The organism is Ruegeria sp. CDSA246 (assembly GCF_059611225.1).
On record NZ_JBXWPD010000011.1, the window covers coordinates 1 to 19,348 of the forward strand.

Annotated in this window: 16 protein-coding genes and 1 pseudogene; 9 read left to right on the forward strand and 8 right to left on the reverse strand. The window is 55.6% G+C overall.

Annotation, left to right across the window (positions count from 1 at the left end; translation table 11 throughout):
- Positions 1–37: 37 nt before the first annotated feature.
- Entirely contained in the window at positions 38–829 is a 792-nt protein-coding gene (locus tag AC2FI9_RS14930) for a ParB N-terminal domain-containing protein (protein ID WP_496768708.1), read from the reverse strand.
- Positions 830–1,603: 774 nt separating this feature from the next.
- On the opposite strand from AC2FI9_RS14930, the gene AC2FI9_RS14935 reads away from it, so the two are divergent.
- The gene (locus AC2FI9_RS14935) at positions 1,604–1,957 is read left to right on the forward strand and encodes a hypothetical protein (RefSeq protein WP_496768710.1); all 354 of its coding nucleotides are present in this window, start codon (positions 1,604–1,606) and stop codon (positions 1,955–1,957) included.
- A gap of 16 nt (positions 1,958–1,973) precedes the next feature.
- On the opposite strand, the gene AC2FI9_RS14940 is transcribed toward AC2FI9_RS14935, so the two are convergent.
- From AC2FI9_RS14940 to AC2FI9_RS14970, 7 genes are all read right to left on the reverse strand, one after another.
- Complete coding sequence (locus tag AC2FI9_RS14940) at positions 1,974–3,485, reverse strand: mannitol dehydrogenase family protein (protein ID WP_496768712.1); 1,512 nt, start codon at positions 3,483–3,485, stop codon at positions 1,974–1,976.
- On the reverse strand, positions 3,485–4,258 hold the full coding sequence (locus tag AC2FI9_RS14945; RefSeq protein ID WP_496768714.1) for an L-iditol 2-dehydrogenase: 774 nt from the start codon (positions 4,256–4,258) through the stop codon (positions 3,485–3,487). The genes AC2FI9_RS14940 and AC2FI9_RS14945 overlap by 1 nt, the downstream gene beginning before the upstream one ends.
- Positions 4,255–5,259 carry an ABC transporter ATP-binding protein gene (locus AC2FI9_RS14950; RefSeq protein WP_496738273.1) on the reverse strand — a complete coding sequence of 335 codons (1,005 nt, stop codon included), beginning with the start codon at positions 5,257–5,259 and terminating at the stop codon, positions 4,255–4,257. Before AC2FI9_RS14950 ends, AC2FI9_RS14945 begins: the two co-directional genes overlap by 4 nt.
- Positions 5,260–5,271: 12 nt before the next feature.
- Positions 5,272–6,102, reverse strand: coding sequence for a carbohydrate ABC transporter permease (locus AC2FI9_RS14955; RefSeq protein ID WP_109310934.1), 831 nt, complete (start codon positions 6,100–6,102; stop codon positions 5,272–5,274).
- An 11-nt stretch (positions 6,103–6,113) separates the two neighbouring features.
- Complete coding sequence (locus tag AC2FI9_RS14960; RefSeq protein ID WP_108859810.1) at positions 6,114–6,980, reverse strand: carbohydrate ABC transporter permease; 867 nt, start codon at positions 6,978–6,980, stop codon at positions 6,114–6,116.
- Between the two features lie 107 nt (positions 6,981–7,087).
- A complete protein-coding gene (locus AC2FI9_RS14965) occupies positions 7,088–8,389 on the reverse strand; it encodes an ABC transporter substrate-binding protein (RefSeq protein WP_058284088.1) in 1,302 nt (433 codons plus the stop codon).
- Between the two features lie 94 nt (positions 8,390–8,483).
- Complete coding sequence (locus AC2FI9_RS14970) at positions 8,484–9,509, reverse strand: LacI family DNA-binding transcriptional regulator (RefSeq protein WP_496768716.1); 1,026 nt, start codon at positions 9,507–9,509, stop codon at positions 8,484–8,486.
- 120 nt (positions 9,510–9,629) lie between these two features.
- On the opposite strand from AC2FI9_RS14970, the gene xylB reads away from it, so the two are divergent.
- From xylB to AC2FI9_RS15010, 8 genes and pseudogenes are all read left to right on the forward strand, one after another.
- The gene (gene xylB, locus AC2FI9_RS14975; protein ID WP_496768717.1) at positions 9,630–11,066 is read left to right on the forward strand and encodes a xylulokinase; all 1,437 of its coding nucleotides are present in this window, start codon (positions 9,630–9,632) and stop codon (positions 11,064–11,066) included.
- A gap of 63 nt (positions 11,067–11,129) precedes the next feature.
- A pseudogene (locus AC2FI9_RS14980) lies at positions 11,130–11,258 on the forward strand (IS5/IS1182 family transposase); the annotation flags it as partial.
- Positions 11,259–11,962: 704 nt separating this feature from the next.
- Entirely contained in the window at positions 11,963–12,529 is a 567-nt protein-coding gene (locus tag AC2FI9_RS14985) for a hemerythrin domain-containing protein (RefSeq protein ID WP_496768719.1), read from the forward strand.
- Positions 12,530–12,537: 8 nt separating this feature from the next.
- Positions 12,538–13,599, forward strand: a complete 1,062-nt coding sequence (locus AC2FI9_RS14990) for a glutathione S-transferase C-terminal domain-containing protein (protein ID WP_496768721.1) — start codon at positions 12,538–12,540, stop codon at positions 13,597–13,599.
- A gap of 66 nt (positions 13,600–13,665) precedes the next feature.
- Positions 13,666–14,742, forward strand: coding sequence for a PLP-dependent cysteine synthase family protein (locus AC2FI9_RS14995; RefSeq protein WP_496768723.1), 1,077 nt, complete (start codon positions 13,666–13,668; stop codon positions 14,740–14,742).
- Positions 14,743–15,046: 304 nt separating this feature from the next.
- Positions 15,047–16,486: an alanine/glycine:cation symporter family protein gene (locus tag AC2FI9_RS15000; RefSeq protein WP_496768724.1), complete on the forward strand. Its 1,440-nt coding sequence runs from the start codon at positions 15,047–15,049 to the stop codon at positions 16,484–16,486.
- Positions 16,464–17,423 (forward strand): glutaminase, encoded by a 960-nt coding sequence (locus AC2FI9_RS15005; RefSeq protein ID WP_496768726.1) that lies wholly within the window; start codon positions 16,464–16,466, stop codon positions 17,421–17,423. The genes AC2FI9_RS15000 and AC2FI9_RS15005 overlap by 23 nt, the downstream gene beginning before the upstream one ends.
- A gap of 255 nt (positions 17,424–17,678) precedes the next feature.
- The gene (locus AC2FI9_RS15010) at positions 17,679–19,346 is read left to right on the forward strand and encodes a sulfatase-like hydrolase/transferase (RefSeq protein ID WP_496768728.1); all 1,668 of its coding nucleotides are present in this window, start codon (positions 17,679–17,681) and stop codon (positions 19,344–19,346) included.
- The last annotated feature ends 2 nt before the right edge of the window (positions 19,347–19,348 follow it).

The window sequence follows — 19,348 nt, forward strand, 5'->3', positions numbered from 1 at the left end:
AATCAAACCAACCAGATGAGCCACATCCTCTCTTAGATCAGAGCGCCATCTGTCCCAAAATCCCTGACGACGGACAGAAAGGGTGGTCTGTGAACACGGCGCAAAGTTCGCGATCCCCAAGGACCCGGCGGATATCATCGATACCGCGGGCGTTGCCGCAGAGAACGCGGTGTGCGCCGAGGTGGTACAAGTCGCCCGGCCGCGTGACGGCTCGTGCGTCGGGATCAGGAAGGCCCAACAGCTTGTCGAGTGGATCCCCTTCCTCGGCATCGACATCGTCCAGTACAAGGAGCCGATCGATCTCTGGAACCTCGAAGCCGGTCACCGTCAGGTCCGGTTCGAATTCAAGCAGAAACTCCAACTCGAGTTTCAGGGCAGGCTCGTCCCACTCACCGCGCTCCTGTATCCGGTTCAGCGCGACCCGGAGAAGGCGGATTTCTTCTACAGACAGGTCGTTCTCCACAACGCATGGGATCTCGTCGAGTCCAAGAGATCTCGCCGCCTCGACACGGATGTGTCCATCGATGATCTCCCCTTCCTTGCTGACCAACGGCAGGCTTCGGAAGCCCGAGGACTGTATTGATCGAACAACCCTTGCGATCTGGTGCGTGCTGGGTTTTTTGACAGGGTGTTTCGCGATGGAAAGAGAAGAGAGCTTTCTCTTCTCCACCTTGAACTCTGGCAGCAGGTCATTGCGTAGTTTTTTGGGTGCGGTCGCCGGAGGTTCGTTGTCTTTGCCGCCGGTATGATCAGCAGTTTTCGTCGCTTGGTCTAAGGGTTCTTTGTCGATCCCCTTGGTCGCAGACTTGTATGTGATGGTAATGCCCATTTTCGCACCACCTTTCCATCTTTGAAGCGGGAGGTGCGGGGAGTTAATACCACAACAACCGGCGTTTCTCTTTTGCAAGCGGCCTCGTCTCCGAGGTGCTTGCGCGAATGGTTGTGGCAAGCGTCAGATATACACCAGATGTTGTAGGTGTCAACACAAAGTTCTACCAATGGTTGACAAACGCGGTCTAGGGTTACAGGAATTGATCCAGTCGCGGCCGCTGATAATTGCCGCGGGTCAGCTTCGCATATTGGTCGCGACGGCGGTTTTAGGGGCGACCGGCGAACCCAAGTAGCTCAACCAAGTGACGCTAGAAAGCTCTTCACCTGCCGACAACGCGGGCGATTTCCAATCCCTGATTTCTCGCAAAACCGTCCCTGCTCAGCGGATAGAATTCCCTGTTCCGGGGCTTAGGGAATTTCCGACCAACACACTGAAAACTAGACGAAAAAGAAGGGGCAAATTCGCCTTTTGGGCCAAAATCGGCAAATTTCCCTGTAAATATCCCTGTTAGCAGGGAAACTAGCACAGACTGGATAGCTCAAGACTGGCAGCACAGCCACTTTCCATGAAAAATTCAATAAAATCAGTGAATCGGTTTAAAATCGATGCTGGCACGATTGCCCGGCTGTCGCGTGATTGCCAAACAGCTAACGTGAACCAAAGCCCCTTTGGGCAAACGAAAAAACAATCAAACCGGCTCTCGATCTCGTTTCTGTCCGAGCGAAGCAAGACTCACGTCCCTCCACACTTGCATTGGGGATCCGTGCTCCAGTGCCCGGGGAAGGAGAAAAGAAAATTTTCATCGAGCCTACAACGCCCTCAACGCTGGGAGCCATCCACGCCATTTCACGAGAGATTGTTCGAAGCCAATTCGAATTGTTACTCAGCAACTTCTCTGATCCAGCCTTCGTTGCTGAAGCACAAATCTCGCACCTGCGCGCCGAGCTCGAACACTTTCAAATCGAGGTACGGGGCAGAGACTTATCGCGCCCTGTTCGGATCGCAAGGGAAGTTGCAGCAAAGATTGGAGGGCAGGCTGTGCATCCTATGGATGCCGGGGCAGCAAGGCAATTTGCGACAACCCTTAGCCGGCGAAAAAAGAAAGATGTGTCCGCAATTGAATAATCTGAGTGACGCTAATTTAGTGTGGCATTGAGCCGTTAGAGACATATTCAGTTAAAACTGCTCGACTGCCACTCTGCCAGATCCCGGTTAGCCACCAGGCAAAGGCTTCAGAAAACTTTGTGCCGCGGCCAAATTCACCGCCATATTGGCTTTGTTCGAGCCAAAGCTGTGGGTCGGCTTTGGACGCCTGTGCGGTTTTATGTAGTTTCTCCCATTGGGGGTCATTCGGGGCGATTTCGGAGCCATCTTCACGAACACCTACGCACATCCGGCACCAGAATGCTTCGGCCAACGCGAGCCCATTTACCGAAGAGCCAGACGCAGTTGCTGCGCGCAGCGACGGTAGTAGGAACCCGGGATGTCGCGCCGACCCGTCAAATGCGACCCGACGTGTTGTATCGTGAATAGCAGTGTTGGCAAATCGCCTCTTAACCAACCCGAGGTACTCTTTTGCTGTCGTCCCGGGAACAGCTTCGACATGAGGCAAAATCTCTTCTGTCTGAACTTTTCCGAAAAACGCTACGATGTCCGGGTCCTGCATGCAGTCTGAAATCGTGGGCACATTCAGAATCTCCCCGACATTTGCGAGCAGTTGGTGGCCGCCGTTCAATATGCGCAGTTTCATCGCTTCATAGCTGTGGACGTCCTGCGTCAGTGTTACTCCAACTTGCTCAAGGGGCGGTCGTTCAGCGCAGAAATTGTCCTCAATCACCCATTGGCGAAAGTTCTCATGCGTGACCGGTGCGCGGTCGTCGACGCCCAGTGCCCGGCATTGCGCTACGACCTCCTCGGTCGTTGCGGGAACAATGCAGTCCACCATCGAGTTCGGAAACGCTCCATTCTGATCGATCCAATCGGCCAGATCCGGGTCGGAAAGACGCGCCAAACCAACAACGCAGGTTCGCAGAATTCCACCGTTGCCCTGAAGATTATCGCAGCTGAGCGCAGTAAAGGGTTTCAAGCCATTTGCACGCCGTTGTCTGAGCGCCGCGACAATAGCGCCGAAAGCCGTACGCGGCTGGTTCGGGTTTTCGGCATCGTGCCGAATGTCTGCGTGATCCGTATCGAACGCATCAGTGTTGGCGTCCGGGAAATACCCACCTTCAGTTACAGTCAGCGACACAATTCGTATGGCAGGGTCCGCCATCGTCCGGATAAGCGCAGCATTGTTGTCTTCGATTGGAAGGTAGTCGATCATCGGACCAATCACTTCGGCGGACATTCCTTTTGGGTCCAGTTCGATCAGCGTTGTCAGGCAGTCCTGGGCCAACAGTCGCTCTCGCATGTTTGTGTCATAGCTTCGGACACCTGCCCCGATGATTGCCCAGTCATGGGCCTGGCCCCGCTGCATCAACTGGTGAATATACCAGGCCTGATGTGCGCGATGAAAGTTACCAAGTCCGATATGGACAATGCCCGGTGTCAGGTCAGAGCGCGCATAGGCCGGAGTCCTGACAATCTCTGGCAGGTCTGAAAGACTGTCACGCCGTAGCCGTACCGAAGGTTTTGCATTCGCCACAGGGTCCATCAGCTCATCCAATTTCCGCCATCGACATTGTAGGTTTGTCCGACGATGTACTTTGCGTCTTCAGAAGCCAGAAATACCGCCATCCCGGTCAGATCTTCGGCCCGACCCATTCGGCCATAAGGAACGGCTGCAGCCACTTCGCGTTTCTTCTGGCCCAGTGGTTTGCCTTCGTGCTTTGCAAAAAACGCATCAACACCATCCCAGTGCTCGCCATCGACGACACCAGGTGCAATGGCGTTTACGTTGATCCCATGAGAGATCAGGTTCAGCCCGGCCGATTGGGTCAAGGATATGATCGCGGCTTTGCTGGCACAGTACACGGCGACCAACGGCTCGCCCCTACGCCCTGCCTGCGATGCCATGTTGATGATCCGACCTTTGGTCCCTTGATCAATCATGTGGCGCGCAACGGCCTGCATCGTAAACAGCGCGCCAGAAACGTTGATATCAAAAACGCGATTGTAGTCAGCACGCTCAATTTCAACGATTGGAGCCGCGGAGAAGATGGCCGCGTTGTTGATCAGAATGTCGATTGGGCCAAAATGTTCAGCCGTTCGTGCAACGGCGGCTTCTATGCTTTGTTGGCTGGTCACATCCATCTCGACGGCCAACGCGGCTGCGCCGATCTCAGTTGCAGCGCTCTGTGCGCGCTGCATGTCTATATCGGCGATGGCGACGCGTGCGCCCTCAGCCACATAAGCCTTGGCAAACGCCAGTCCAATGCCTCTCGCTGCCCCGGTGATCAGGGCGGTTTTGCCTGCCAGGCGCGTCATTCGATCCGCAAGCCTTTCGCGTCAAACCGGTGGATGACATCCGGTCGTGGTGTCAGATGGATTCGGTCACCGTGGCGAAAGTTAACCTCGCCATCTGCACGGACGGTGATGGTCTCGGCCAACCCTGTTTCGTGGACGTGGAAGAAAGTGTCCGAACCAAGGTGCTCAGAAACGCTTACGACGCCGGACCAGTCTCCTTCAGATTCAGACACCGCAATGTGTTCAGGGCGAATTCCGATGGTTTGGGCACCGAGCTTTTCCGCCTCTGGGCCTTCGATGAAGTTCATCTTGGGCGAACCGATGAAGCCTGCAACAAACAGGTTGCGCGGCGTACGGTACAGCTCCAACGGGCTGCCAACCTGTTCGATCACACCTGCCTGAAGCACAACGATCTTGTCGGCCATAGTCATGGCCTCGACCTGGTCGTGGGTGACGTAGATCATCGTAGTCGCCAGACGCTCGTGCAGTTCGCTGATTTCCAGCCGCATGCCAACGCGCAAGGCGGCGTCCAGGTTCGACAGCGGTTCATCAAATAGGAACGCAGCCGGTTCGCGTACAATGGCCCGACCGATGGCCACCCTTTGACGTTGCCCGCCAGACAATTGGCCGGGACGACGATCCAGGTAGTCGGTCAGGTTCAGAACGCTCGCCGCACCTTCAACCCGCTTGTCGATCTCAGCCTGATCCAGTTTCGCCATGCGCAGCGGAAATGCGATGTTCTTGCGAACGGTCATGTGCGGATACAAGGCGTAGGATTGGAACACCATCGCCAGCCCGCGTTTGGCAGGCGGCACGTCTGTTGCGTCGGCGCCGTCAATGTCGATGGAGCCAGAAGTCATGTCTTCCAGTCCCGCAATCAGGCGCAGCAAAGTGGACTTGCCGCAACCCGAGGGGCCGACAAATACGGTGAACTCGCCATCTTCGATGGTCAGATCCAGCGGGGGAATGACCTCTACGTCGCCGAAGCTTTTGGTCACGGACTTGAGTTGTATACGTCCCATACGAAGTCTTCCTTATTTCACAGCGCCGAAAGTCAGGCCGCGGACAAGTTGTTTCTGGCTGAACCAGCCAAGGATCAGGATGGGTGCAATCGCCATGGTCGAGGCCGCGCTAAGCTTGGCAAAGAACAGGCCTTCGGGGCTGGAATAGCTGGCGATGAATGCAGTGAGTGGGGCCGCGTCGACGGCCGTCAGGTTTAGGGTCCAGAACGCCTCGTTCCAGGCTAAGATAAAGTTCAACAGAACGGTCGATGCGATGCCGGGGATGGCCATGGGTGTCAGGATATAAAGGATTTCCTCTTTCAGCGTCGCACCGTCCATCCTTGCCGCTTCAAGGATTTCCCCCGGAATTTCGCGGAAGTAGGTGTAGAGCATCCAGACGATGATCGGCAGGTTGATCAGCATCAGCACCACGACCAGCCCGCCGCGACTGTCCAGCAAACCCAGCTGAATGAACAGCAAGTAAATCGGGTACAGAACACCAACTGCGGGCAACATCTTTGTGGACAGCATCCACAACAGAATGTCCTTGGTGCGTCTGGACGGAACAAACGCCATCGCCCAGGCTGCGGGTATCGCGACGATTACACCCAAAAGTGTTGATCCGCCTGCGATGATGACTGAATTCCACAGGAATCGCATATAGTCAGAGCGTTCCTGCACGATGGCGTAATTTTCGAGCGTCCAGTCGAAGTTGAGGAAGATCGGTGGGCTTGCAATCGCCTGTGCCTCGGTCTTGAAGCTGGTCAGGATCGTCCAGAGGATCGGGAAAAAGATCAGCAGACCTACGGCCCAGGCAAGGGCGGTGTTTAGTGTTTTGCGTTGTGTCGTGACGGTGCGGGCCATGGTTTGTCTCCTCACGCGTCCAGGTTTTTGCCAACGATGCGCATCAGGAAGATGGCAACGATATTGGCAAGGATGATTGCATAGACACCACCGGCTGATCCGAGGCCAACGTTCTGGCTTTCCAACACGCGCTGGAAGATCATGTAGGTCAGTGTACGGGTGCCGAAGGCGCCGCCGGTGGTCACGAAAATCTCGGCGAAGATCGACAGTAGAAAAATCGTCTGAATCAGGATCACAATCGTAATGGCGCGACCAAGATGCGGCAGAATGATGTGATAGAAGCGTTTTAGCACCGGCGCGCCGTCCATCTCGGCCGCTTCCAGCTGTTCACTGTCCAGAGACTGGATAGCCGTCAGCAGGATCAGCGTCGCAAAGGGAAGCCACTGCCAGGAAACGATCATAACGATCGAGGTCATCGAAGCCTCGGACAGCCACGAAATCGGCTCGGCCCCGAAAAAGCGCCATAGATGGGCCAGCAAACCGTTCACCGGGTCCATGAACATGTTCTTCCAGACCAGCGCTGATACGGTCGGCATGACAAAGAATGGCGCGATCACAAGGATGCGGACAACGCCCTGCCCCCACATGGGCTGATCCAGCAGCATGGCCAGCAGAATGCCCAGAATGACCGTAATCACCAGCACGCCGCCAACGATTACTAATGTTGCTTGGACCGCGGGCCAGAAGGAACTGGAGGATACGAAACGAACGTAGTTGTCGAACCCGACCCAACCCAGATCGCCTCCACGCAGCGGAAGGTACTTCTTGAAAGAAAAATACAGCGTCATCGTCAGAGGCACGAGCATCCAGCCAAGCAGCAGGACCACTGCGGGTGCCATCATCAGGCGGGCAACTGATCGAGAATGTTGAGTAGCCATAACGCAAACCCTCTCTGTTCAGGCGTAACTCAGCCTGCGAGAAAAACGCGAATTGTGGAAGGGTTGAACGGGGGGGCAGACCTCTGCCCACCCGTTGGGAGGATGCCTCAGTAACCGGCGGCTTCCATTTCTTCAGCTGTGAAAGCCTGCGCTTTGGCAAGTGCCTCCTCAACCGTTTGCTGTCCGGCATATACCGCCGAGAACTCCTGGCTCACCTGTGTGGCGATGCCTGCGAATTCCGGGATTGCGGCGAACTGGATGCCAACGTACGGGACGGGTTTCACCGTCGGGCTGTTCGGATCAGCTGACAGGATTGAGTCCAGTGTCATCTTGGCGAACGGAACCTTTTGGTATTCCGGATTCTCGTACAGAGACGTACGTGCACCCGGGGGAACGTTTGCCCATCCTTCGCTTTCGGCCACTAGCTCAATGTAGTCCTTTGAGGTCGCCCATTCGATGAATTGCTTGGCAGCATCTTCTTGCTGTGTGCCAGCAGGAATAGCCAGTGCCCACGCCCAAAGCCAGTTGGACCGCTTGCCCAATCCTGTGTCAGGTGCCAGCGCAAATCCTACGTGATCCGCGACCGTAGAGTCGTCAGGGTTGGTTACGAAAGACGCCGCAACTGTCGCGTCGATCCACATGCCGCATTTGCCCTGCTGGAACAGCGACAGGTTTTCGTTAAACCCATTGGTGGCATAGCCGGCAGGACCGGATTCGTTCATCATTTCAACGTAGAAATTCAGTGTATCTGCCCACTCGGGCTGATCGAACTGAGGCTTCCATTCTTCGTCGAACCAGCGGGCACCGAATGAATTGGACATCGCAGTGATAAAGGCTCCACCTTCACCCCAACCGGCTTTGCCGCGAAGGCAGATGCCGTTGATCTCGGCGTCGCGGTCGGTCATCGCGGCGGCGGCCTCTTTGATGAACTGCCAGGACGGCGCCTCAGGCATTTCCATGCCCGCCTTTTCCATGAGGTCAGTGCGGTACATGATCATCGAGCTTTCACCATAGAACGGCGCCGCGAAAAGCGTTCCGTCATGGCTCAAGCCACCTGCCATCGCGGGCAGAATGTCACCAACGTCATATTCTTCGGACAGGCCATCCAGCGGTACCAGCCAGCCATTCGCGCCCCAGATCGGCGTCTCATACATGCCGATTGTCATGATGTCGAACGTACCGCCCTTGGTCGTGATGTCGGTAGTTACGCGCTGACGCAGCACGTTTTCTTCCAACGTCACCCATTCGACGTCAATGCCGGTCGCCTCGGTGAATTTATCGGTATAGCCCTGCATCCGGATCATGTCGCCGTTGTTCACGGTCGCTATTGTTAAGGTGTCCGCATGAGCTGCTGCCGTCGCGACGAGTGTCATTGCAGTCGCCGCACGAAGTGCGTTTCTCAAATACATCCCTGTCCTCCCTGAGCTTGGATGTCGTACAGAGAACGTAATGCAAAAATTGTCGCGGCGTCAATGAAAACTTTACGCGCGTTAAATTTTAGGATTACGCGGAATCCCTCAAAACCAGCCTTGCAGGGAACAATGTTTCTGACCGCGTTTCAAATTTCCCTCCACTTTCAATGAGTTCGAACAGAGTTTCAACGCTACGCCCGGCAACGTTGTCATAGTCATGCGCAGCCGTGGTCAGAGAGGGGCACGTAAATTTTGCGAAGGGATGATCGTCATTTGAAGCCAGACGCAGCGCGCAATCGTCCCGTCGACCGACCCGAATCCCTTGTTCGTAACAGGCCGCCAGAAAGCCGATTGCCAGCCGGTCATTGCTGCACAGGACCGAGTTTGTTCGCAGCTCATTTTCCGCCAGAACTTTCAGCGCACCCTTGTGACCGATCTCTTCAAACGCCCAGCCCTTACCGTCGACTTTGATGATATGCGGCTCGAACCCGAGACGCTCCATGACTTCAATATAGGCTTTTCGGCGTTTATTGGCGTTCGGGTTTGCAGGTGTTCGCATTTCGAAGAATGACGGGGGCTCGCCCGTCCGGATCATGTATTCCACGGTTTGCGACACAAAGCTGAAATTGTCCGACCCGATAAACGCGGCACCCAGACCTTCTAGGTTACTGTCGAACAATACAGTCGGCACATTCGCGCAGAACCTTTCGATCACTGATTGATCTGAGGTCCGTCCCAATGGCGCCAACAAAACCCCGGCAGGCTTCATGGATTGCAGCCCGTCCAGAATGTCGTTTTCCAGTTTTTGCTCACCATGAGAGCTGAAAAGGGACGGACGATACCCCGCCGCGATACAGCTTTGTTCCAAATAGCGCGCGATTTCGGCAAAGAACGGATCAGCCAGATAGGGCACGACGATGCCGATATTCTTGGTCAGCTTCCGGTTCTGGTTCACCGCATAAATATTGGGGCGATAGTCGAACCGCTCCAACGCCTCTTCGATACGGGCCCGTGTTGTCGGGCGAACGCTGTCGGGATCGTGAAAGTACTTGGATACCGTAGGCCGCGAGATGCCACTGAGGGCTGCGAACTCTTCCATATTTTTTATTTTGGTCATGTCAGTCTGCCTGCGGATCTGAGCCGCCTTGATCTTATCATATTTTTACATATTCTTTGCGCGCGCTAAAAAATCAATAGCCATGCAAGGTCCCGGCGTTTCTGCGGGCAAGGGGATTTAATGTTTCTCGGGATTGATATCGGAACGTCTGCGGTCAAACTTGTCTGTGCAGATACCGATCGAATTCTTGCAACGTCTTCAGTAGACATAAAGACTTCCTCGCCGCAGCCTGGTTGGTCAGAGCAGCACCCGGATATTTGGTGGCAGGCGACGCGCGATGCATTGAGCCAACTTGCAAAACAAGTCCCGCTGTCGGATGTGCAAGGCATCGGGTTGTCCGGTCAGATGCATGGGGCCGTTTTGCTGGATCGCAATCTGCGCCCGATCCGCCCGGCGATCCTGTGGAATGACAGTAGAGCGATACGTGAATGCGATGAACTGCGCGCAGCCCAGCCGCAGATTGGTCACATCGCTGGCGTCCTCCCTTTGCCGGGTTTCACGGCACCCAAGATCGCCTGGTTGAAACAACATGAGCCGGCACACTATGCCCAGCTTGCTCATATCCTGCTGCCCAAGGATTACATCGGGTTATGCCTGCATGGTGAGTTGGCAACCGACACCTCCGATGCAGCCGGTACAATGTGGCTCGATCAGGCATCGCGAAAATGGCACGTCGGAATTGCCGAAGCCACTGATGTAGCGCCCGATTGGCTGCCGCAGGTTTTCGACGGCCACGTCGTCGTCGGAACCGTGACGGCGCACGCCGCAGCTGAAACCGGGTTGAAACCCGGCGTGCCCGTCGTTGCGGGAGGCGGAGACGCGGCAACCGGGGCGATATCTCTGGGCGCGACCGAACCGGGACGTGGCTTTATTTCCCTCGGGACGTCCGGCCAGCTGTTCGTGGCGGACCGTCGGTACAAGCCTAATCCTGAACGCTATGTGCATGCGTTCGCACACACTTTGCCCGACCGTTGGTATCAAATGGCGGCGATGTTGAACGGCGCAAGGCCAATTTCTTGGATTGGCGGCCAACTGGGGCTGTCCGCTGCCGAAGTTGTTGCGCTTGCTGAAACGGTCAGCGGTGATCGCGGGCCGATTTTCCTGCCGTATTTGACAGGTGAACGCAGTCCCCTCGGGGATCCGCATATTCGCGCCTGTTTCTTTGGTCTTGAGGATTCGACAACGCGCGCGGACCTCTGTCGTTCCGTGGTCGAGGCAATTGCCTTTTGCTTTGCTGACGCCGCCCAGAGCTTCGGAGACACGATAGACAATCTCCCGGAACTGGCAGCAATTGGAGGAGGCAGTCAATCGGATCTCCTGCTGGGCCTGATCGCTACAGTGACGGGCAAGCCCATTTTGCGTTCGGAAGGCGCGAGTTCCGGTCCGGCCTATGGCGCTGCCCGTCTGGCAGCCTGTGGCAATGGTGCTTTGGGCAAAGCCGATCTAGCGCTTCAGCCACCAACAACGGATCGGTTCGAGCCCGCTGACATGGCCGCGCTCTTCCAGCGGTTGAGGCGATTTCGCAGGCTCTATTCTGCAGTGAACACTATCTATTAGGCGCAGGACCCATTGATTTCCATTGGGCTTCGTGTGTCCCGGTTCGAACACCGAGCGGTGAACATGTCTGATCTTTTCTCTCTAACGGATGCGCAGATGGTGCGTCTTGTGCCCCTCTTCCCTAAGTCCCAAGGTACGTCGCACGTCGATAACCCGCCTGTGCTGATTGGATTCCCGGACCGGACAGGCGTGACACTGGAACGGGCGATGCTGCTACTCGGAGGGATGCCTTGCGCTATTCGGACGCTGCTAGCCGCTGTGCATCTCTAGCGAGCAAAGGTGGAATTGAGCATTTTGCCGTCGGGTCTAAGCCGGGGACACGCGTAGCCGCAGGTTGCTGGCGTCTGAAGAGACCAACGTTGACCCCGTAGAGTTCGGCAACCTGTCTCATACTGTTGTTATGCCAAAGTTGAAAATACCAAGAAATGTTCTGTGGTTGATGAGTACCCTCTCGATTACTTTCACGCCTATCATATCTGATTTTTTTCGCGACTTCATAAACCTCTGAACACTCAGGGTTTGCGGTCGCATTCATTGTTTGTCGATCCATGCGATCTCGTTGATTTACTGAGAGATTTTCAAACCATTCGAACAGCCGCATCACGGCTCAACATCAGCGAGAACGCCGTACCGACCATAATTTCAAAAAGGGAGAAATGCGCCTGCCACCGAGGGTGGCGAAATGCCGCTTTACCGCAGGGTCCAAACTCTCGCTATGCAGCGCAATTTCCTCGCCTGAACTTCTGGTTTATTCCGCCAGAGCTTGGCATGCGCACCAAACTGGCGAATTTGAGCGACACAAAACTAACGATGTGCAGTGATAGACACCAACTGTGCACCTTTGAGCCTAACGGTACGAGTTTTCCACACACATGTTTTCGGAAAGGAGTAAGCGCATGCTTGATACATACAACATTCGCACCGCTGATATGCCAGGCGAGATGCAGATCTTGCTCGATCAATATCCACGCGACAGCTGGGAAGCACACCCTGGCTTCACCGAGAAAACCCGCCACTGGCTGGGTGCCCATCTGATGTTTCGGCGCCTTGCCCGGCTGGTTCGCTCCGATGCAGAAAGCTATCTTGAAAAGGACCTTTCCCCCGAAGAGTATGCCGCGCGCCTGTCCTATTACGGAGACGCGCTTGTTGGAAACTTGCACGGCCATCACGGTTGGGAAGATCATAGCTACTTCCCCGAGCTTTCTGCTGCGGATGCCCGTTTTGACGCCGGGCTAGAGGTTTTGGAAAAAGACCATGCCGATCTCGATCTGGTTCTTGACCAATACACAAGGACGGCCAATCGTGTGATCAAGCTCATTCAATTGGATGAGGCTCAGGCCCGATCCGAAGTCGGATCTCTGCGCGACACCTCAGAGGCCATCGAGGCCTTTCTGAAACGGCACCTGAGCGATGAGGAAGACCTTGCCGTCCCAATCATCCTTCACCACCGGCTAAGAGGTTAAAGCCAAGCATGACCGATCAATCCAAACAGGAAGATCAGGCCAATGCCGCAGAGCGCCGCGCACAAGGAGAGTTCGTGCGCGGCGTCAGTGGCTTCCGACATGCTATCGGCGATCCAGAGTTCCCGGCTGAACCAGGGCGCTATCACCTGTTTGTTGCGCTGAATTGCCCATGGTGTCATCGGGTGACGCTGGCGCGCAATGTGTTGGGTTTGCAGGACAGCATTTCGATGGATGTGGCCTTTCCCAATCGCACCACAGAAGACGACCCAGAGGGTCCGAACAACTGGCAGTTCGCCCCCGAGCTTGTTGCTTCAGCAACTGGGGCAACGTTGCCTGAATGCACCTTGGAAACCGCAACGGGACAAGGTTTCAGGTTGGTTCGCGAAATTTACCGGGCTGAAGGCTCAGAAGAACGTTCAGTCCCAATCCTGTATGACAAAATAGCCGGCCGTATCGTGAACAATGAAAGCGCCGAGATCATTCGAATGCTGAATGGCAATGCAGCGCTGCTGGGCAGCTACTGCAATGAAGCCAACCGGCCCAACCTCTACCCGGATGATCCTGCGATCCGGGCTGAAATTGACGAACTGAACGTGCAAATCTACGTCGCCATCAACAACGGGGCATACAAGGCCGGGTTCTCGTCTGATCAAAACGTCTATGCCGCCAGATTCGTGACTTACTTCAAAACATTGGCGCAGTTGGAAGACCGCTTGGCCAGCGATGGCAGACCTTTTCTGACCGGGGACCGATTTACAGAAGCCGATCTGCGTCTTTTCCCGACGCTCTACCGCCACGACCCGGTTTACTACCTGCGCATGAAGCTGAATGGTGCCAAGATCCTTGACTACCCGTATCTCTGGCGCTGGCTTTGTCGCGTCCATGACCTGCCCGGGGTGGCGAACAGCAGTTCATTGGATCACTGTCGGCAAGGGTATTTCGGCCGAAGCTGGAACGGTGTCATTCCCGCAGGCCCATTCGTGCCGATGACGTACCCAAAAGCTTATGGGCATCCTGAACTGGCGGTTCAGCACGGGACTTCGTCGGTCATTCCCAAGACAAATGTTTAAAGCGCCGAAGCAGCGAACTTGGTATAAACTGGCACGAATTTTTCCAACCAAGAGAGGGATATTGCCATGGGAATTCGGCAGACTGAGGGACGCAAACGGCTTTATGACAGTGTTCTCGACACCGTAGGTGACACGCCTTGCATACGCATCAACAAGATCGCGCCGTCACATGTCACGGTCTACGTGAAATTCGAGGCTTTCAATCCTGCCTCTTCGGTCAAAGATCGTTTGGCGTTGAACATTATCGAGGCGGCGGAACGTGACGGGCGGCTGAAACCCGGCCAGACCGTGGTCGAGGCAACATCAGGCAACACTGGGATCGGCCTTGCGATGGTGTGTGCTGCCAAAGGGTATCCTCTGGTCCTGACCATGGCCGACAGCTTCTCGGTCGAGCGTCGCAAACTGATGCGCTTTCTGGGGGCAAAGGTCGTGCTGACGCCGCGCGCGCAAAAGGGCTTTGGCATGTATGTCAAAGCCAAGGAACTGGCCGAACAGAATGGATGGTTTCTGGCCAGCCAGTTCGAGACGTCGGCAAATGCCGACATCCACGAGAACACCACTGCCCGAGAAATCATGGCAGATTTCGAAGGTGAGCGGCTGGATTACTGGGTCACCGGCTATGGCACCGGCGGGACCGTTTCCGGTGTCGCACGCGTTCTTCGGGCAGAGCGCCCCGGCACGAAAATCATCCTGACAGAACCCGCCAACGCGGCGATTGTGTCATCGGGTTATACAAACACCCGCAACGAGGGTCACCAACCCACGGAAAGCCATCCGAATTTTGAGCCACATCCGATTCAAGGCTGGACCCCAGACTTTATCCCATGGGTTCTGCAAGAGGCGATCGACAAGGATTACTATGATGAATTGATCCCTGTCCCTGGTGCCGAGGGGATTGAATGGTCCAGGAGGCTGGCGTCGGAAGAAGGGATTTTCACGGGAATATCTGGTGGCTCGACGTTTGCTGTTGCTATGAAGGTGGCCGAGCAAGCGCCACAGGGATCCGTTCTGCTGGTGATGTTGCCAGACACGGGCGAGCGCTATCTTTCCACACCACTTTTCGACGGGATCGAAGAAGACATGACCGAAGACGAGCGCGTGATTTCGATGTCGACACCTTCGGCACAGATGGCCGCTGAATAGGCAAAGCACACTTCATCTGGACGCTTTTATGACTATGGCATTCGGGACGGTCTGCGCCCCGAATGCGTTTTTCGCAGCGCGCTCGCAACCTTCGGAACATGCAGGTCAGTCTGTTGTCGAATTCGCGCAAGACGTCGTCACCCGAATGAATTCTTATCGCTAAATCAATTGTATATGCCCGGGCGTTTCGCCGATTTTCGGGTTTGAAGCTTGACTCGGCGACCCTCCCTTCGTGCATGATGGAAGAATAAGCATCGTATTTTAGCTGCTTTTTCGAACGGTCTGAATTCTCAGGAGGCGGACGGTGGAAGCAATTGTTAACGGCATTAACTCTATTCTTTGGAACTACGTCCTGATCTACGGGTTGCTCGGCGTCGGCATATTTTTTACCATTCGTCTGGGCGCGCTGCAGTTTCTACATTTCGGCGAGATGATCCGTGTTCTGACCTCGTCCAAATCTACTGACAAACGCGGAATTACACCGTTTCAGGCACTGACCGTTAGTCTGGCGTCACGCGTTGGCACTGGGAATCTGGCCGGTGTCGCGGTGGCTTTAACCCTGGGTGGCCCTGGCGCAATCTTCTGGATGTGGATCGTGGCCCTGGTCGGTATGGCCACGGCTTATTCCGAAAGCACACTGGCGCAGCTTTACAAGGTCACGTCTTCAAACGGACGGTTCCGTGGCGGTCCTGCTTTTTATATGGCCAATGCCCTGAACGCGCCCTGGGCAGGAGTAATCTTTTCGATCTGCCTGATCGTCAGTTTCGGTTTGGTTTTTGTCGCCGTCCAATCCAACTCAATCGCCGAGGCGTTCCAAGGCGCGTTTGGGCTGAACAAATTGATTGCCGGTCTGGCGCTGGCGGCAGCGGCTGCTGTGGTCATCTTTGGCGGCATCCGAACCATTGCGCGATTTGCCGAAATCGTCGTCCCACTCATGGCCGGGCTGTACCTGTTGCTGGCCTGTGTCGTCGTTGTCCTGAACCTGCCGCAGGTGCCTGCAATGCTGTGGTCCATCGTTGCCGGGGCCTTTGGCCTTCAGGAGGCCGCAGGCGGCGTCACGGGTGGCGTAATGGCCGCAGCGCTCAATGGTATCAAGCGCGGATTGTTTTCAAACGAGGCCGGCATGGGTTCTGCCCCCAATATCGCAGCTGTTGCCACACCGGAACCGCACCACCCGTCGAGCCAGGGATTGGTTCAGGCGTTTGGCTGTTTCGTGGATACAATACTGGTCGCCACCGCGACCGCATTGCTGATCCTGCTGTCTGGCGCCATCGAACCGGACGGAGCCACCGGCATGCGGTTAACTCAGGATGCGGCAGCGGTCCATCTGGGTGAGATCGGCCGCCATTTTATCGCAATCGCAATCGTGTTTTTTGGCTTTACGTCGATATTGGGCAATTACTCATACGCAGAAAACGCCATGACGTTTCTGAAGCTGGAAGGCAAAGTGCCCATCTACATTCTGCGCCTGGGTTGTCTTGCCATGGTCGTCTGGGGAGCTGTGCAAGCGGTCAGCACCGTGTTCAACTTTGCGGACGCGGCCATGGGTATAATGGCAACCATCAACCTCGTCGCCATAGTGCTGCTGTCGGGCACGGTGTACAAACTGACCGTGGACTATTTCGCACAGCGCAAACAGAACCTTGAGCCCCGCTTTGTGGCAAGCAAATTCCCTGAATTTGACAAAGGCGTTGATCACTCAGTCTGGACGGAGGAGGCATATGCCGAGACCCAGCGTGATTGAAACCTGTGAGTTGCAGGTCATTCTGGATGACATTGCCGACCGCGTCGCAGGTATGTCTGACCGCGGGAAGGTTGCCCAGTACATTCCTGAGCTTGCCACGGTTGACCTGAACCAGTTCGGCATCGCCGTCGCGCCCATTGACGGCGCGCCTGTTTCGGCCGGAAATGCGGACACGCTGTTTTCCATTCAAAGCATTTCCAAGGTTTTTTCCCTGACAGAGGCCCTGCAACATGTAGGCGCGACCCTTTGGCAACGTGTGGGGCGCGAACCTTCGGGCGATCCGTTTAATTCAATCGTCCAGCTCGAACATGAACGTGGAATTCCCAGAAACCCGTTTATTAACCCCGGCGCCATTGTCGTGGCCGACGTTCTGCTTGAAGACCGAAGTTCTGATGAGGCGGTCAACGACGTACTGAATCTGTGCCGAACGCTTGCCGAGGATGCGTCCATTCAAGTGGACAAGGCCGTTGCAGAATCTGAGATGCGGACAGGGTCCAGAAACCGGGCACTTGCGCATTTCATGAAAGCCGAGGGAAACCTAAAAGCGCCAGTCGAAGATGTTCTGTCGCTGTATTTCCGCCAATGCAGCATCGCCATGTCGTGTCGTCAGTTGGCGGTTGCGGGCCGCTATTTGGCCGCCGCAGGCCAGAACCCAGCAGACGGTTCAACCGTTCTGTCCGCGCAGCGCGCACGGAGAGTAACCGCATTGATGATGATGTGCGGATCTTATGACGCCTCGGGCGAGTTTGCATTCCGCGTTGGGCTTCCCGCCAAAAGCGGTGTCGGAGGCGGTATCCTGTGTATTGTACCAGGCATCGCAGCGGTCACAGCATGGAGCCCGGGACTGGACGCAAAAGGCAACTCTCATTTGGCAAGCATTGCATTTCAGGAACTGGTCCGCGCGACCGGATGGTCGGTGTTCGGGCCAAGTGTTTGACTGCCGAAACACACGGTTCACTCACGCCGCTTCTCTCGTACATTTCGTGTGGTTTTGCGCAACCTTCCGGGGGTCCCCCCTGTTAGCCCCTAAGACACGTCGCATACGGTCGGCGTGTGACGGACTTTCCTAAGAAATTGAGAGGTTACCTCCACCCAACTTTTGCGGCGTAGCATTTCAACAGCAAATATAATAATGTTTCAATGTGACAAACAGCCTGCGCTGTGGAGTCGGCATTCTGAAGGGGAGATTGGAATGAAATTGCAGTGTGTTTTTGTGTTGTTGATGGGCTTTGCAGCCTTATCAGCTGAAGCGCAGGAAAACCCAATTCAACACGATGCGGAATTCTATATCCTTCAAGCACAGCTTGGATCGCAATGGGCGCAGGATGACGCGGCCGTTGACCAAGCACTGGCTGCGTTTCGGGAAAGCAACGGGGGAACCCCCCCGAATATCATCAGTGTCTTGATCGATGATATGGGCTTTGGCGACATGGGAATTCCCGAGCTTAATGCCGTTCGGGGATACGAGACTCCGAACATCAATGACTTTTCCGATCAGGCCCTGCGGATGGTACGGATGTACACCGAGCCTTCGTGTACGCCGACCCGCGTGGCGCAAATGACCGGGCGTTTGCCTGTGCGAATGGGCATGGGCGATACGACTGTAGATATCGCTGGCTTTGGTTTGCCCGGCGATGAGGTGACGCTGGCTGAGGTGTTGAGACAGGCGGGCTATGCTACCAGTCATGTCGGCAAATGGCACATGGGCGATATCGCTGAAAGCTGGGCGATGAACCAGGGTTTTGATTATGCCCAGCACGCCATCCATCAGCAGGGTCAGTTGACCATCTTCAACGATGACGCGATCAAAGAGCAGGTCTCAGTCGCGATCCAGGACTATGACGACAAGTACACGCTGGACGGTTGGTTCCGCCCGGACTCTGCCGCGATGATGACAGTCATCGAAGGCGAAACTGGCGGTCCAATCCGTGAAATCCGCATGGAAACCGGCGAACGCTGGAACGCCGCGAAATACGACGAGATGAACCAAGCGTTTCAGGACAAGACGCTAGAGGAGTTGGATCGCCTCGCTAGCGGCGAAGACCCGTTTTTCCTGCAATACTGGCCGATGATCCCGTTGGACAACACCCGCGCCGGACGGTCGGGACCAGAGAGCGTGAATGGCGGTCTGTATGTGGACAAAATGCAGTTGCTCGATCAGTGGCTGGGCGACTTGTTCGCACGGCTGGATGAGCTGGGCCTGACGGAAAACACTGTGGTTGTGGTCATGGGCGACAATGGCCATTTCACCAAATACGCGCCGCAATCCGGGTTCACCCCGCTGATCTATGCTGGCGGCAAGGGTGACACGACCGAGGGCGGAATTCGTGTCGATGCTTTCATCCGCTGGCCGGGCATGATTGAGGCGGACGGATTGCTCAACAGCATCATCCATGTCTCGGACCTCTATACAACATTGTCGCGCTTTGCCGGGGCAGATCAGTACATTCCGCGGGATAGGCTGGTGGATGGGGTGGACCAGTCTGCAGCCCTATTGTTTGCCGACGAAACCAAGGCCCGCCGCGATCACGTCATCGTCTATTCGGTGAACAAGCCCGAGGCGGTCGTGAAAGACCAGCTAAAGTTGAAATTGCCGGGACCGGGGGAAAGCGCTATTCTGGCAAAATTCTTTGATCTCTACCGGGACACGCGTGAAGAATACTCGGTCTCGACAGAGGTTGGTGCCTGGGGCGGGCAGGAATTCGCACGCATCCTTGGCCGCCACATGGCCCGCAAAGAGAAATTCCCTGACACCGCACCCGCCTATGGCGTACCTTACGAAGGGATCGAAAACATCCGCCCCGAAACTCAACTCGCAGTCGACGCGTTTTTGACAAAACGTGCCTCGCCTCAGCAATAGGC